Source organism: Novimethylophilus sp. (genome assembly GCF_036504375.1).
In the GTDB taxonomy this organism is placed as follows: Bacteria; Pseudomonadota; Gammaproteobacteria; order Burkholderiales; family Methylophilaceae; genus Novimethylophilus.
In genome coordinates, this window is record NZ_DASXVH010000062.1 from 20,829 (window position 1) to 34,542 (window position 13,714).

A 13,714-nucleotide genomic window follows, 5' to 3' on the forward strand; every position below is an offset into this window, starting at 1 on the left:
GCCGTTTCGGCGACGCATCAAGCAAGTCCTTGCACTGTTGATCAAATGGGGAAAGTTGCATTGCGCGTGACGTCTACAGTTATTATAGAAACGCATGCGTCTCTATATTGGTAATGGAAACATGTGGATGCATAAGTAAATTCTCTAGTATTTTTCGTATGTTACCGCAACCACCACTCCAGAACCCCACAGTTAATCACAACCGCCCCCCAGAACACCACCAGAAACGACACCTTCTTCGACTTATGCCGCAGCCTTTGCTGCGCGACCAATGCACCGGGCCAGCCGCCGAGGAGGGCGAGCAGGTGCAGGGTGCGTTCCGGGGTGCACCGTTGCCGGTTTCTGGCGGCGGATTTGTCGCAGGCGTAGGCGATGAACGCGATGAGGCTGGCCGTCAGATAAACTGTGAGCACGGCGGATGGCAGCTTGCCCGCGAGCACTGCGCCCGCGATGAGGACCAGAAAAAGTATCGCACCGCTGCTCGGGGTGATCAGGCGAGCCGTCATTTCGGGCGGAACTCTCGCACCAGCCGTTGCAGCTCGGCCGTGCCGGTCTCGTCGCCGTAGCGCAGCCCCAGGTAGAGCACGCCTATGCGTTCTATCCGGGTACCCATCGCCGGCAGCTGCCGCGCGGCTCTTTGCGTGAGGTCGCGCGGGCCTTCGTGGGGATAAATAGCGACACCGGCGCGGGCAAGTTTGCGTTTGAAGCGCAGCCACAGGCGCTGCACCGGATCGGCGGCGGGCAAGGTGTCGCGCAGCATGAAGGCGGCGATGGCGCCGACGATCATCGTCAGCATCCCGGTAAGCCACAGCGCCATGTCGCCCCAGTCGACGCGGCTGCCGGCGAGGCGCGCGAGAAATTCCATCTGCCGCTGCTGGTTGTAGCCCAGCACCCACTGGTTCCAGCCGTTGTTGACGACATCCCAGCCCAGGTTGAAGCGCTTGAGCCAGGTGAGTTCGGGGCGCGCCATCTCGGGCAGCGCCTCGGCGTCCGGCAGCGCGGCGGCGATGCCGCGTTCCACGCGCTCGGGTGCCACCGCGGCGGTGGGATCGACGCGCACCCAGCCCCGGCCTTGCAGCCACACTTCGGCCCAGGCGTGGGCGTCGGACTGGCGCACGATGAGGTAGTCGCCCAGCGGGTTGGGCTGGCCGCCCTGGTAGCCGGTGACGACGCGCGCGGGAATTCCCAGCGCGCGCATCAGGAACACGAAGCTGCCGGCGTAGTGTTCGCAGAAGCCCTTCCTGGAATCGAACAGAAAGCCATCCACCGAGCTCGCGCCCAGTTGCGGCGGGGTCAGGGTGTAAGTGAAGTCGGCGTGGTACATCGCCAGCGCGCGCTGCACCAGCGCCTGCGGGTCGCGCGTTTCGGCCAGCCATTGCCGGGCCAGCGCGCGCGTGCGCGGGTTGCCGAACAGCGGCAGCTGCAATGCGCGCTGCCGGGTGTAGGCATCCAGCGTGTCATTAGCGCGGTAATCGAGCGCGGAGGCGGCATCGTAGCGCAGGCGCTGGCGCACCGGCTGGCGCGCGAGGTATTGGTAGTCGGTGGTCAAAGCGCCGATATTGGGCAGCTTGAGCGGCAGGTCCAGCACGAACAGCCAGGGCTTGTTGTGCGGCTCCAGCGTGACGGTGTATTCGACCGGGGCGGAAAGCGGCTTGAACGCAGGCTGCGCCAGCGCCTGCGCCGGCCGGCCGGGGCGCCAGGTGCGGCCGTCGTATTGCCACAGCACCGGGCCGCGCCAGTAGAGGCGCGACGCCGGGGGCGGCGCGCCCTTGAACACGGCGCGGAACGCCACCGCACCCGAGCGCGACAGTTCGCTGATGCTGCCGGGCGCCATGTCTTCGGATAGCCCGGTCATGCCGCGCGCCATGTCCTGCGGAATGCCCCACAGCGGCCCCGGCACGCGCGGGAACAGCACGAACAGCGCCAGCATCAGCGGCGCGGCTTGCGCCAGCATTAGCCCGGCCAGCCTGAGTTTGTGCGCTGGCGGCAATTCGCCGTTGGCATGGCTGAGTCCGATCAGCGTCGCGGTGAGCATGACCACAGGCAGTGCCATGAAGGCGGCGACCGGCATGGACTGCGAGAACAGGAAGGCGCAGATGCACAGGAAATAGCCCAGGTACACCACCAGCGTCATGTCGCGCCGGGTTCTGGTCTCCATGGTTTTCAGCGCCGTCATCAGCGTGAGCAGCGCCACGCCGGCGTCGCGGCCGAAAATGCCGCCATAGCTGGCGAGGATGCCCAGCGCGCCGGCGATGGTGATCGGAGCCAAGAGCCAGATGCCCGGCAACGGGCGGTGGCGGACCGCCAGCCAATAGCGCCACGCGCCCAGCGCCAAAGCCAGCAGCGGCACCCACGGCGCAATCTGGACGGCGAACAGCGCCAGTACTAGGGAGAGCGACAGCAGCAGCCAGCGCAGGTGGGAAAGCGTAGGAGATTCGCTCATGCGCGCCGCCAGTCGCATGTAGCGCAGGCGCCCCCGCCTGCATGGCCGCGACAGCGGCCTTTCGGCCACATTGCAGGCGAGGCCGCCTGCGCTACGTCGGTGTCGGACAGGAAATATCGTTGCGCATCCACGCTATTCCCCGAACAGTGCCAGCGCCCGCAGGCAAGCATGCAGATGGGCTTCGCCGCACGCCGGCGGCAGTTTCGCGCCCGGCAGTTCCAGCCCCCACGCCAGCCCGGCCTCGTGCGCATCCATCACCCAGCGCGTGAGTAATGATAAGCGGGCCTCGGGGTCGCGCCCCGGCGCCATGTCCCAGGAAAGCCACAGCACCTGCTGCCCCTGGCCCTGGAATTCCTTGGTGTACAGGCCCTGCTCGCGCGCCGAGGCTTTCCAGTCGATGCGGCGCATCGAATCGCCGGATTTGTAGTTGCGCAGCCCGGAAAAATCCTCGTCGCCGCCCGCGGCATGGCTGCCCTGCGGTTTCGCCTGCAGCGCGGCCGCCGGCAACGGCGTGCCGGGCGGCGCGGGATGCGGATAAACCAGGCAGGCGGCGTCCAGTTCGACATAGCCCCAGGCGCGGAACAGGCCGAGCGGGAACTCGGTAAACACCTGCAGGCGTCCCGCTTGCAGCCAGCCGCGCCGCAGTGTCGGCAACGGCAGCACCATTGCCGCATCCCCATCCGCGGGGATGTCGCCGTGCAGCGGCGCATCGGCGGCGTGCTGCAGGGCGATCGCGTGGTGCGCGCGGTGGCTGCGGTCGTGCACGAGGAAGCCGAAGTGGGCGGTTTCCCCGGCAAACACCGGATTGATCCGCCCCGGCGTGACGGCCAGGTGCGCCAGGTTGCGCCAGGTGTGCAGCATCGCCACCACACCCATGCCGGAGAGCCAGAACACCAGCACGAAGCCCAGGCTCAGCGCATAGTTGATCGCGCCCAGCAGCATGCCGGCCAGGATCAGCGCGAACAATAGGCCGGCGCGAGTGGGGAGAATGTATACATGGCGGCGGTCGAGCGTGGCCATGTCGCGGCTCTGGCGCGCCGTGCGCAGCAGTTTTTTCCAGTCCAGCCAGGACGGGGTTGTTGTCATACGGATAACGGTGAAAGTCCGGATGTGTCCAAAATATCACACTCTCATAGACAGAGATTGAGGGCGTGATATTATGCATATATGCATACGACAAGGAGATTTACATGCAAAAGCGAATGACGATTTCGATTGATGAGACTGTTTATGATGGCTTGGTACGTGTTGTTGGAAGGCGCAAGATCAGCCGTTTTTTGGAAGATCTTGCGCGTCCTCATGTGGCGCAAGACGATCTGGCCGCAGCCTATCAGGCCATGGCCGCAGATACGGAGAGGGAGCACGAGGCACTTGAATGGAGCAATGCCTTGATTGGAGACGTAAACGATGCGCCGCGGTGAAGTGTGGTGGGTGGATTTCGAGCCCGCGCTGGGTGGCGAAATTCGTAAAACACGTCCCGCGGTGATCGTCAGCAATGATGCGGCCAATGCCGCACTGAACCGTGTCCAGGTCGTGCCATTGACCAGCAATACGGGGCGACTTTATCCAAGTGAAGCAGCCGTTACGCTAGAAGGCAAACAAAGCAAGGCAATGGCGGATCAACTGATGACTGCTGACAAACAGCGGCTCAAGAATCAGCTTGGCAAATTGACGCAACATGATATGCATGCGATTGAAAAAGCCATCAAGATTCAGTTGGGGTTAAAACTATAGCGCTAGTCGCCCACTTCTCGGATGTAAATCTGCGTCATCAAACCATGGGGGTTGTGACATTCAACCAGACTCAGCAGCGGCTGATTGAAACCCTGCTCGACGAGGAGTTACGCAAATCCCCCGAGTTGGAACAACACATTCAGGCGCATGGTGCGGAGCGCATGTTCATTAAAAACCTGGAAAACGTGCAAGGCGACGAGCGCGACATTATTCTATTTTCCATTACTTATGGCAAAGATGCTGCTGGCCGGATGGCGATGAATTTCGGCCCATTGAATCAGGAGGGTGGGCACCGCCGCTTGAATGTTGCCATTACCCGTGCTCGGGTCGGCGTGACCATTTTTAGTTCAATTCGACCGGAAGACATTGACCTTTCGCGCACCCGTGCTTCTGGCGTAACTGATTTGAAGCATTATCTGGAATTTGCCCAAAAAGGGCCAAGAGCACTGGTAGAGCAGGCGATGCCAAGCGGCCTTGAACCAGAAAGCCCCTTCGAGATGGAAGTGATACGCGCTCTACGAGACAAGGGCTGGACAGTTCATCCGCAAATAGGATGTTCCGGGTATCGAATTGACATGGCAGTGGTTCATCCCGAAGAGCCGGGTCGCTATCTGCTGGGAGTCGAATGTGATGGCGCAACCTACCATTCATTGCCGACTGCGAGAGATCGGGATCGTCTACGCCAATTGGTATTGGAAGGATTAGGCTGGTCTCTACACAGGATATGGTCTACCGATTGGTGGACGGATGCTGAACGGGAAATACAGAAACTGGAGAAGGTCTTGGCACATCATCTGGCGGCGGAGAGCCAAGAGCTATGATGTAACAGGGGCGGCAGTGTTGCAAACAGAAACACGCAAGTTACAGTTGCTCCTGATTAGGGAACAAGAACGGCTTCCAGTAGAGCGTTGGCAGGTGAGGCGCCGTGAGCGCCGCGCAGCCGGTGGTCGGCGACGCCCGGCAACACCGCCTGCACATCCTCGGGAATCGCATAGTCGCGGCCGTCCATCATCGCCCAGGCTTGAGCGCACTGTTTCAGCGCGAGGCCGGCGCGTGGCGACAGGCCGGTTTCGAACTGCGGCGCGCGGCGGCTGTGTTCGAGGATATTTTGCAGATAATCGAGCAGTGGGTCGGCAACACGAATCCGGCCGACAGCCTGCTGCAACCGGATGAGCCCGGCGGCATCGATGCAGGGCGTGATGTTCTCCACGCTGTCGCGCTTGCTGCCGGAACTCAGCAGGCTGCGCTCGGAGCGGGCGTCGGGGTAGCCCAGTTCGATGCGCATCAGGAAGCGGTCCAATTGCGATTCGGGCAGCGGGAAGGTGCCGATATGGGTAGCCGGGTTTTGCGTCGCGATGACGAAAAACGGCTCCGGCAGCTTGCGCGTTTCGCCTTCCATCGTCATCTGGCGTTCTTCCATCACTTCCAGCAGCGCGCTCTGGGTCTTGGGCGTGGCGCGGTTGATTTCGTCGGCCAGCAGCACGTTGGTAAACACCGGGCCGGGGTGGAATTTGAAGCTGGCATCGTTGCGGTCGTAGACCGAAACGCCGAGGATATCCGCCGGCAATAAATCGCTGGTGAATTGCACGCGGCGGAATTCCAGGCCCAATGTTCGGGCCAAGGTGTGCGCCAGTGTGGTCTTGCCCATACCCGGCAGGTCTTCGATCAGCAAATGCCCGCGCGCCAGGATGCAGGCCAGCGCCAGCCGGATTTGCGGCTCCTTGCCGAGAATGACGCCGCTGCAGGTTTTGGTGATGTTTTGCAAAATTGGCTGCATGTGTCAGCTTTCGTTGATCCATTCGTTGAGCTGGTCCCGCGCCGACAAGGCGACTTCGGAAGCCGTCAGGCCCAGCGGTCCGCAGCCCGCGGTGACCAGGTTGTCGGCCGCGACGCCGTGCAAATACACGCCCAGCAGCGTGGCAGTTTCGACATCCATGTGTTGCGCGATCAGCCCGCCGATGATGCCGGCCAAGGTGTCGCCCATGCCGGCGCCAGCCATGCCGGGGTTGCCGCTGGCGTTGAAGAACCAGCGGCCGCGCGGCGTGGCGACGATGCTGCCGCAGCCTTTGAGCACGGTGATGGCGGAATATGTTTTTGCCAGTTCTAGCGCCGCGGCGATGCGGTCGGACTGGATCGAAGGCGTGTCGGTTGCAAGCAGAGTCGCCGCTTCGCCCGGGTGCGGCGTGATGACGGTTAAGCCCGGTCGGCGTTGATTCAGGCTGGCGCGCAGTTCGGGGCCGGAAGCCAGCAGGTTGAGCGCATCGGCATCCAGCACCAGCGCTGCCGGGTGGCGCAGTGCCCGGTCCAATAGCGAGCGGGCAGCAGGCGACCGCCCCAGGCCGGGGCCGGCGATCAATACGTCCAGCCCATCGAGATCAAGCAGGTTGGAGGCATCGCGCAGCATCAGTTCCGGCTGCAGCATATCCACCGCCGGCGCATGCTGTGCCAGCAGCCCGGCATACACGCGTCCGGAACCCATCAGCAATGCCGCCCGCGCCGCAAGCAGGGCCGCGCCCACCATGGTTTCCGCGCCGCCCAATACGCCCCCGCTGCCGAAACTGCCTTTGTGCGAATTTTTGCGTCGCGGCGGGGGCAAGGCCGGCGGGGTGTCGATCAGCCAGCCGTCTGCGGAAGAAGCGATAACGCCCAGGTCGGCCAATCGCACCTCGCCCGCATGATCCGGCCCATCCTGCGTGAACAGCCCCGGCTTCAGGCCAAGAAAAGTAATGGTATGGCGTGCCCGCACCGCGGCACCCAACATCCGTCCGGTGTCTGCGTCCAGACCGCTGGGAACGTCGAGCGCGAGGATAGGCGCGGTCAAGGCGTTGATCTGCGCGATCAGCTCCGGATAACGGCCATCCAGCGGCCGAGTCAGGCCGATGCCGAACAGGCCGTCTATCACAAGATCAAAATGGACGAGATTGAAGCAGGGGTCGGGAATTCCTGTAGCAATGACGCCGCCCGCAGCCTGCCAGGCGTCAAAAGCGGCAGCGGCATCCGGCGGCAGTTTCGACCGCTCGCCGGTAAACACCACGCACACGTCATACCACCAGTTCTTCAGCCAACGCGCCGCCACCAGAGCGTCGCCGCCGTTATTGCCGGGGCCGGCCAGCACCAATATCCGGGTGCCGTTGCCTATCAGCTCGCGCGCCAACTCGGCCGCCGCCAGCCCGGCTTTTTCCATCAGCCCGGAAGCAGCATGCTGGCGTTCCAGTTCGCGTATGCGCTGTGTGAGGTAAAGCGGGGCGAGGGTGTTGGACACGTTGGGTCTACGCGGATTAAGGCTTGCCATCGGTGTTGAGGCTCTGCGACCAGCGTACCACGAGGAACATCACGCCCAGCATCAGCGCGCCGCCCACCCACATCATGACTTCCTCGATGGACGGAGAGGCATCCTGCACCGGCAGCACCACCAGCTTGCGCACCATGACCACCATCGCCACCTCGATGAAGGTGTCTACTTCAAGCTTGCTGCCTTGCAGGTAGCGGATTTCAGCGGTGATCAGCGCCGAGATCGTCCACAGCAGCATCAAGGTGCCCAGCGCATGCAGAAAGCCGTGCACCAGGTTATGCGCGGTCGCCGCTTCATGTACGTCCTGAAAGAATACCCAGGTGAACATCAGCACCGACATCGCCAGCGCCAGGCCGATGATGATGTGGGCGATGCCGTTGAGCCACAGCATGGCTTGCACGGTCAGGCGGTTGATGGCGTTGAGTTCTGCGGGGAAATGGTCTTGGGGCATGATGGTTGAGTGTTATGGTGTCCAAGCTATTTTACAAGTCCGCACCGGGTACGCAACGGTTTAAATGAAGTCGGTGGAAAACGACGTGGAGAAGCGGCTGGCCTACGCCGTAATTCAGGATTTTTGTTGCGTTTGTTGGCCAATAAAATATTGTATGGATTATTACAGAATGAAATAATTAATACATGAATCATGACATAACTTCCCCACTCCTGCTGATTGGCTTGGCGTTAACCCTCCCCAGTCATACCACAACCCCGCGCACCAAGGCTTGGCGAGCGCTAAAAGCGATGGGTGCTGCCGTGTTGAGGGACGGCGTCTATGTTCTTCCTGCAAGCTTGGCGCATGAAGACAAGCTATCGGGGATTGCAGCTGAGGTCGAGCAAGCAGGGGGTACCGCAGAATTGCTCTCATTGCGTGCCCGGGATGCCGAGCAATCCGCCCGCTTCACCGCCCTGTTTGATCGTAGCGAAGAGTTTGCGCCTTTGGTCGCTCAACTTCAGGCGCTTTTGGCCGACGACGCGCTTGATACTCCAGCGGTGGAAAGACGCTTACGTGGATTTAGGCGCCAGCTGGAACAAATTGTCGCCATCGATTTTTTTCCGGGAGAGGCGCAGGCGCAAGCCGTGCGCGCCTTGGCTGATTGCGAAGCACGGCTAGCCGCAATGGCGTCACCGCATGAACCCGACCCGGCACGGAAGCAGATTACGCTGCTATCACCTGCCGACTATCAGGGCAGGCTTTGGGCCACCCGTGCTCGCCCTTGGATGGACAGGCTGGCTTCGGCGTGGCTGATCGCACGGTATATCGACGCTAACGCCCGTTTCATCTGGCTTGCCCAGCCTGACGATTGCCCCCTGGACGCACTCGGCTTCGACTTCGATGGCGCGACGTTCAGCCATGTGGACGGCCTCGTCACCTTCGAGACTTTGCTGGCGAGTTTCGGGCTGAACGATGAAGCACTGGCCCGATTGGGCGCGGTTATACACTGCCTCGACGTTGGCGGCATTCCGGTGCCGGAGGCAACCGGTCTCGCCGCCGTACTCGATGGCTTGCGCCGCCAGGAAGCAGACGACGACCGATTGCTGGCGGCCGCCTTACCAATCTTCGATGCCCTATTGCGCCATTTCACAGCAGATTGATAGCAGGAACTCCAGGATGGATGCGAACACACCTCCCACAGGCACTCAATCCACAAGCCCGGTTTACACGCTCTGGCAGCTGGTCTTGTTGATGCTCAAGCTCGGCACGATCGGTTTCGGCGGTCCGGTAGCCTTGGTCGGTTATATGCACCGCGATTTGGTAGAACAACGCGGCTGGATCAGCGAGGCCGACTATAAGGAAGGCATGGCTCTGGCACAGCTCGCTCCCGGCCCGCTCGCCGCGCAAGTCTCAATTTATCTCGGTTATGTGCATTACCGGATTCTCGGCGCCACCCTGGCTGGCATTGCCTTCGTGATGCCTTCATTTCTCATGGTGCTCGGCATCGGCTGGGCTTATGTGCGTTTCGGCGGTTTGCCCTGGATGCAGGCGGTGTTTTACGGGGTGGGTGCGGCGGTGATTGGCATCATTGCCATGAGCGCCAAGAAACTTACGGAAAAAAGTATAGGCAAGGACAAACTGCTATGGGCGATCTACCTGCTGCTAGCCGGCGTCACGATTGCCACCGAGAGCGAAATCGCCTGGCTCTTCATTGCCGCAGGGATTCTTGTGTGGTTCTGGCGGCACCCACCGAAAGTTTTCAAGAACGGTAATGGCTTGAGCGCATTGCTTGCCTTGCCAATAGCGCCTCTCGTCAACATGGCTTCATCCGAAACGCTGATCCAGATCGCCCTGTTTTTTACGAAAGCCGGTGCTTTCGTGTTCGGCAGCGGGCTTGCCATCGTGCCGTTTCTCTATGGCGGCGTGGTGCATGAGCACCAATGGCTGACAGAGAAACAGTTCGTCGATGCGGTTGCAGTCGCCATGATTACGCCAGGCCCGGTGGTGATCACCGTGGGCTTCATCGGCTATCTGATTGCCGGCGTTAAAGGCGCGGTCGTAGCTGCGCTGGGCACCTTTCTGCCGTGCTACCTGTTCACCGTGATTCCCGCGCCCTACATGAAAAAATACGGCAAGTTGCCCGCCATCATTGCTTTCGTGGATGGCGTGACTGCCGCCGCCGTAGGCGCGATTACCGGATCGGTAGTGGTGCTCGCCCAGCGTTCCATTGTGGACATCCCGACGATTGCCCTGGCGCTCGTCACGGCTGGGCTGTTATGGAAATTCAAGAAACTGCAGGAGCCGGTGATCATCGCTACTGCCGCCTTGATCGGCTTGGCGGTTTATCCAGTGCTACACCGTTAGGAGGCTCATCACACCATGAATGTGGTTCCACGGATTTTGCTGCTGGCCGGGATCGGCCATCTGGTGCTGTTCTCTCCAACCGTTGCGGCGGAGCCGCTGAAGCGCCTGTCAGCGGCGGAAATAAAATCCAGGATTATCGGCATGGTGATTACGGACGAGGCCCATTGGTCGGATGAGTTCCTGCCGGATGGGATATTGAACTCGATGCAATTGGGGCAGAAGAAGCCCGGCACCTGGAAACTGGTTGGCCGCGAGCTTTGTTTGACGCACAAATCGCGTAAAGAAACCACGACCGACTGTTGCGAAATATGGCTGTGGAAAGATCAAGTCGAGTACCACCGTAACGGTGTAGTCGCAGCGGAAGCATGGCTGCGCCCACCGCCATGACGGGATGCCAGCTACGTTCAACACACAATTTAAAATGAAACGAGGTCGGGATGAAACTGAAAGTATTCACGATTCTGGGGCTGTTTATCGCCACAAACGCATTTGCCGAAACGATCAACTTCGATCAGGAGAAGCTTGGCGCACCGCCTCATGGATGGCTCGCGGGGTGACTGGCAAAGGTCAACCCAAATGAGCGATAGAATCCGATCCAACGGCTCCCAGTAAGCCGAATGTTCTAAAACAATCCGGTGCAGGAAGTTTTCCCTGGTGCGTGAAAAAGGATGTCAGCCTCGCCGACGGAACCGTTGAAGTGAAATTCAAATCCATCTCAGGACAAGAAGACCAGGCGGGAGGCCTCGTTTGGCGATGGAAGGATGGAAACAACTATTACGTCGCCAGAGCCAACGCCCTGGAAAACAACATCTCTCTCTATCACACGGAAGATGGAAGCCGGAAAACGATCAAGTATGTCGATGCCCCGGTTTCCCCCAACGCGTGGCACACCTTGAAAGTGACTTTTTCAGGAAAGCACATCACCGTCGCTCTTGACGGGAAAACGTATATTGACCTGGATGACGATCATATCTCCGGTAGCGGAGCCGTGGGGGTCTGGACCAAGGCGGATATGTTCCTAGCGGCGATGTGTTGCGGGCGGCGCAGGAAACCGGAGCCATCCCTTATGACATTCCCGGCGTCGAGTTCTCCCATGTGGGGGAGCTGTGCAGTTTCGATGCCTTCTTGAAGAAGTATGGCCTCGATGCCCCAGCCTTGCAGCAGCTCGCTGTCATCGTGCGTGGGGCGGACACGTCGAGACTTGATCTCACGCCGCAATCGGCCGGGTTGTACGCCTTGTCGTTGGGGCTGTCGCAGAACTTCACCGATGACCATGAGATGCTCAAGCATGGCCTGGTGATGTACGACGCGCTCTATGCCTGGTGCAAGCATTGCCAAAGCGAAGCGCACAATTGGCCGCCGGAGAACGCCTGAAGGTCGACCGTATCGCCTGTCCCTGGCTGATTGTACGGTTTATCGACGAGGAGCCCGAATTCTTGTTCGTACCCTCTATCCAAGCAAATCCCCGATGCTGCGCTGCTTGAGCTGCTCCACGAACCATTGCAGCGAACGCCCCGGCTGGCGGCTGCGCCAGGCCATGAAAAACTGGAGATCCCGCTTTCGGCTCATCCACCGCCTTGATGACTAGCTTGCCTTCCGCCGCATAACGCGCGGCGATATTCTTGAGCAGATAACCGCCGCCCAGCCCGTAAATGTGTGCTTCCAGCTTGGCCTGCATGTCGGGCACGGTGAACACGTCCTGCCCGCTCAAGATGCCGGAGGTGCGCGGCGGCAGGTTGCGTGAGCTATCGGCGGCGGCGATGGCGCGGTGCACCAGGATGTCGGTTTGCTGCAAGGGCTCGGGCTTGCCGGCCAGGGGATGGTGCGGCGCCACGGCGAATACGAAATCCAGCGTTCCCAGCAGGTGGGTCGCATAGCCGCCGCCCGCCGGGCCGTCGCTCGGGGCGCCGATGGCAAGATCGGCGCGGCCCGTGGCGAGCGCATCCCAGGTGCCGCCATAGACTTCGCGCAGCAGGGTGAGGCGGGTGCCGCAGTTCTGCCGGTAGAAGGCTTCGATGATGGGATAGAGCCGCGATATGTCGACCAGATCGCTCACCGCGATACGTAGCTCGGCTTCATAGCCGGAGGCGATGCGTTTTACGCGCGCCTCCAGCTCGCCGGCGGCCACCAGCAGGTGGCGCCCTTCGCGCAATAACTCGGTTCCAGCCTCGGTCAGCACTGCGCGGTGGCCGCTGCGGTCGAACAAGGCAACTCCCAAATCCTGCTCCAGCTTCTGCACGCTATAGGTGATTGCCGATGGCACGCGGAACAATTCCTCAGCTGCCGAGGCAAAACTCCCGCGCCGGTCTATCGCATCCAGGATGAGCAGGGAGTCGAGGCTGATTTTCATATTCGAAATTTTTGAATCAGATGAGCTGAATTTTTCGCTTTTATTGACCTGATAGCAAGCCTAACATGACAACAAGTTTTGAATATGGAAGCGAATCATGATCCGGATACGTCGTGCGGAAGAACGCGGTCACGCCCATCACGGTTGGCTGGATTCGTGGCATACATTTTCATTCGCGGAATATTACGACCCCGAGCAGATGGGCTTCGGCCCGCTGCGCGTCATCAATGACGACCGCGTGCAGCCGGGGCAGGGCTTCGGCATGCACGGCCACCGCGACATGGAAATCGTCACCTATGTGCTGGATGGTGCGCTGGAGCACAAGGACAGCCTGGGCAACGGCTCGGTGATGCGCCACGGCGATGTGCAGCGCATGACCGCGGGCACCGGCATTCGCCATAGCGAATTCAATCCTTCTGCGACGGAGACGTTGCATTTTTTGCAGATCTGGATATTGCCGGAGCGCGCGAATTTGCCGCCTTCCTACGAGCAAAAAGCTTTCTCCGCCGCCGAAAAGCGCGGGCGGCTGCGTCTTGTGGCATCGTCTGACGGGCGTGAAGGATCGGTCGCCATCAATCGGGATGCCAGCCTGTATGCGGCGCAGCTGGACGGCGAAGAAGCGGCCGCGCATCGCTTCGCGCCCGGTCGCACAGGCTATCTGCATGTGGCACGCGGCGAGCTTGCGCTGAACGGCCGGCCGCTCGCAGCGGGGGATGGGGCGAGGATCACCGATGAACCAGAAATCCGGCTATCCGACGCCATCGATGCGGAAGTGCTGTTGTTCGACCTGGCTTGAATTTTCTTAACATAACAAGGAGTTTTCATGAGCAAGATTGCAGTGGTATATCACAGCGGTTACGGGCACACCGCCGAGCAGGCCAAGGCCGTCGTGCGCGGCGCACAGGGTGTAGCGGACACGGCGGTGACGCTGATCACGGTCGATGTCTCGGGCCAGATCGAGCAGCAGTACTGGGCCACGCTGGATGCGGCGGATGCCATCGTGTTCGGCAGCCCGACCTATATGGGCAGCGCGTCCGGGCCGTTCAAGATGTTCATGGATGCCAGTTCCAAGCCCTGGTTCACGCAAAACTGGAAGAA

The 13,714-nt window shown here is 60.9% G+C and carries 16 protein-coding genes and 2 pseudogenes; 11 read left to right on the forward strand and 7 right to left on the reverse strand.

From position 1 onward, the window contains the following. Positions 1–161: 161 nt before the first annotated feature. The 3 genes from VGK14_RS09655 to VGK14_RS09665 form a co-directional block, all read right to left on the reverse strand. Positions 162–506, reverse strand: a complete 345-nt coding sequence (locus tag VGK14_RS09655) for a DUF1294 domain-containing protein (RefSeq protein WP_331508854.1) — start codon at positions 504–506, stop codon at positions 162–164. After that, on the reverse strand, positions 503–2,443 hold the full coding sequence (locus VGK14_RS09660; protein ID WP_331508855.1) for a DUF3488 and transglutaminase-like domain-containing protein: 1,941 nt from the start codon (positions 2,441–2,443) through the stop codon (positions 503–505). Before VGK14_RS09660 ends, VGK14_RS09655 begins: the two co-directional genes overlap by 4 nt. Before the next feature lie 132 nt (positions 2,444–2,575). Next, positions 2,576–3,529: a DUF58 domain-containing protein gene (locus VGK14_RS09665; protein ID WP_331508856.1), complete on the reverse strand. Its 954-nt coding sequence runs from the start codon at positions 3,527–3,529 to the stop codon at positions 2,576–2,578. 104 nt (positions 3,530–3,633) lie between these two features. On the opposite strand from VGK14_RS09665, the gene VGK14_RS09670 reads away from it, so the two are divergent. The 3 genes from VGK14_RS09670 to VGK14_RS09680 are packed head-to-tail and all read left to right on the forward strand — an operon-like array spanning position 3,634 to position 4,998. After that, the gene (locus VGK14_RS09670) at positions 3,634–3,864 is read left to right on the forward strand and encodes a hypothetical protein (protein ID WP_331508857.1); all 231 of its coding nucleotides are present in this window, start codon (positions 3,634–3,636) and stop codon (positions 3,862–3,864) included. After that, positions 3,851–4,177, forward strand: coding sequence for a type II toxin-antitoxin system PemK/MazF family toxin (locus tag VGK14_RS09675; RefSeq protein ID WP_331508858.1), 327 nt, complete (start codon positions 3,851–3,853; stop codon positions 4,175–4,177). The genes VGK14_RS09670 and VGK14_RS09675 overlap by 14 nt, the downstream gene beginning before the upstream one ends. Then, positions 4,174–4,998: an AAA domain-containing protein gene (locus VGK14_RS09680; protein WP_331508873.1), complete on the forward strand. Its 825-nt coding sequence runs from the start codon at positions 4,174–4,176 to the stop codon at positions 4,996–4,998. The genes VGK14_RS09675 and VGK14_RS09680 overlap by 4 nt, the downstream gene beginning before the upstream one ends. 56 nt (positions 4,999–5,054) lie before the next feature. Here the strand turns inward: VGK14_RS09680 and VGK14_RS09685 are convergent, their stop codons facing one another. From VGK14_RS09685 to VGK14_RS09695, 3 genes are read right to left on the reverse strand one after another with little or no spacing between them, the layout of a single operon-like run. Next, entirely contained in the window at positions 5,055–5,954 is a 900-nt protein-coding gene (locus tag VGK14_RS09685) for an AAA family ATPase (RefSeq protein ID WP_414691716.1), read from the reverse strand. 3 nt (positions 5,955–5,957) lie between these two features. After that, on the reverse strand, positions 5,958–7,439 hold the full coding sequence (locus VGK14_RS09690; RefSeq protein WP_331508860.1) for an NAD(P)H-hydrate dehydratase: 1,482 nt from the start codon (positions 7,437–7,439) through the stop codon (positions 5,958–5,960). Positions 7,440–7,455: 16 nt separating this feature from the next. Further along, the gene (locus VGK14_RS09695; RefSeq protein WP_331508861.1) at positions 7,456–7,920 is read right to left on the reverse strand and encodes a phosphate-starvation-inducible PsiE family protein; all 465 of its coding nucleotides are present in this window, start codon (positions 7,918–7,920) and stop codon (positions 7,456–7,458) included. A 185-nt stretch (positions 7,921–8,105) separates the two neighbouring features. Between VGK14_RS09695 and VGK14_RS09700 the strand changes: the two genes are divergently transcribed. The 6 genes and pseudogenes from VGK14_RS09700 to VGK14_RS09725 all read left to right on the forward strand — a co-directional run bounded on the left by VGK14_RS09700 (position 8,106) and on the right by VGK14_RS09725 (position 11,750). Next, positions 8,106–9,062, forward strand: coding sequence for a chromate resistance protein ChrB domain-containing protein (locus VGK14_RS09700; protein ID WP_331508862.1), 957 nt, complete (start codon positions 8,106–8,108; stop codon positions 9,060–9,062). A 16-nt stretch (positions 9,063–9,078) separates the two neighbouring features. Continuing rightward, positions 9,079–10,266 (forward strand): chromate transporter, encoded by a 1,188-nt coding sequence (locus VGK14_RS09705; RefSeq protein WP_331508863.1) that lies wholly within the window; start codon positions 9,079–9,081, stop codon positions 10,264–10,266. 15 nt (positions 10,267–10,281) lie between these two features. Beyond that, positions 10,282–10,653 carry a hypothetical protein gene (locus VGK14_RS09710; RefSeq protein ID WP_331508864.1) on the forward strand — a complete coding sequence of 124 codons (372 nt, stop codon included), beginning with the start codon at positions 10,282–10,284 and terminating at the stop codon, positions 10,651–10,653. Positions 10,654–10,924: 271 nt separating this feature from the next. Beyond that, positions 10,925–11,395 (forward strand): family 16 glycoside hydrolase, encoded by a 471-nt coding sequence (locus VGK14_RS09715; protein WP_331508866.1) that lies wholly within the window; start codon positions 10,925–10,927, stop codon positions 11,393–11,395. Continuing rightward, positions 11,278–11,640 (forward strand): annotated as a pseudogene (locus VGK14_RS09720) (chromate resistance protein ChrB domain-containing protein); the annotation flags it as partial. The gene VGK14_RS09715 and the pseudogene VGK14_RS09720, both read left to right, overlap by 118 nt. Beyond that, positions 11,589–11,750, forward strand: coding sequence for a chromate resistance protein ChrB domain-containing protein (locus VGK14_RS09725; protein ID WP_331508875.1), 162 nt, complete (start codon positions 11,589–11,591; stop codon positions 11,748–11,750). The pseudogene VGK14_RS09720 and the gene VGK14_RS09725, both read left to right, overlap by 52 nt. A gap of 119 nt (positions 11,751–11,869) precedes the next feature. Here the strand turns inward: VGK14_RS09725 and VGK14_RS09730 are convergent. Next, positions 11,870–12,616: pseudogene (locus VGK14_RS09730) on the reverse strand (LysR family transcriptional regulator); the annotation flags it as partial. A gap of 97 nt (positions 12,617–12,713) precedes the next feature. Here VGK14_RS09730 and VGK14_RS09735 point away from each other — a divergent pair. Together VGK14_RS09735 and VGK14_RS09740 are read left to right on the forward strand one after the other, a co-directional pair. Next, positions 12,714–13,412 carry a pirin family protein gene (locus VGK14_RS09735; RefSeq protein WP_331508868.1) on the forward strand — a complete coding sequence of 233 codons (699 nt, stop codon included), beginning with the start codon at positions 12,714–12,716 and terminating at the stop codon, positions 13,410–13,412. A 27-nt stretch (positions 13,413–13,439) separates the two neighbouring features. Continuing rightward, on the forward strand, positions 13,440–13,714 hold a 275-nt coding region (locus tag VGK14_RS09740; RefSeq protein WP_331508870.1), incomplete at its 3' end, for a flavodoxin family protein.

Coding starts and splice junctions, on each gene's coding strand:
- VGK14_RS09655 (WP_331508854.1), bottom strand. CDS start 506: ATGACGGCTCGCCTGATCACCCCGAGCAGCGGTGCGATACTTTTTCTG.
- VGK14_RS09660 (WP_331508855.1), bottom strand. CDS start 2,443: ATGAGCGAATCTCCTACGCTTTCCCACCTGCGCTGGCTGCTGCTGTCG.
- VGK14_RS09665 (WP_331508856.1), bottom strand. CDS start 3,529: ATGACAACAACCCCGTCCTGGCTGGACTGGAAAAAACTGCTGCGCACG.
- VGK14_RS09670 (WP_331508857.1), top strand. CDS start 3,634: ATGCAAAAGCGAATGACGATTTCGATTGATGAGACTGTTTATGATGGC.
- VGK14_RS09675 (WP_331508858.1), top strand. CDS start 3,851: ATGCGCCGCGGTGAAGTGTGGTGGGTGGATTTCGAGCCCGCGCTGGGT.
- VGK14_RS09685 (WP_414691716.1), bottom strand. CDS start 5,954: ATGCAGCCAATTTTGCAAAACATCACCAAAACCTGCAGCGGCGTCATT.
- VGK14_RS09695 (WP_331508861.1), bottom strand. CDS start 7,920: ATGCCCCAAGACCATTTCCCCGCAGAACTCAACGCCATCAACCGCCTG.
- VGK14_RS09700 (WP_331508862.1), top strand. CDS start 8,106: ATGAATCATGACATAACTTCCCCACTCCTGCTGATTGGCTTGGCGTTA.
- VGK14_RS09705 (WP_331508863.1), top strand. CDS start 9,079: ATGGATGCGAACACACCTCCCACAGGCACTCAATCCACAAGCCCGGTT.
- VGK14_RS09710 (WP_331508864.1), top strand. CDS start 10,282: ATGAATGTGGTTCCACGGATTTTGCTGCTGGCCGGGATCGGCCATCTG.
- VGK14_RS09735 (WP_331508868.1), top strand. CDS start 12,714: ATGATCCGGATACGTCGTGCGGAAGAACGCGGTCACGCCCATCACGGT.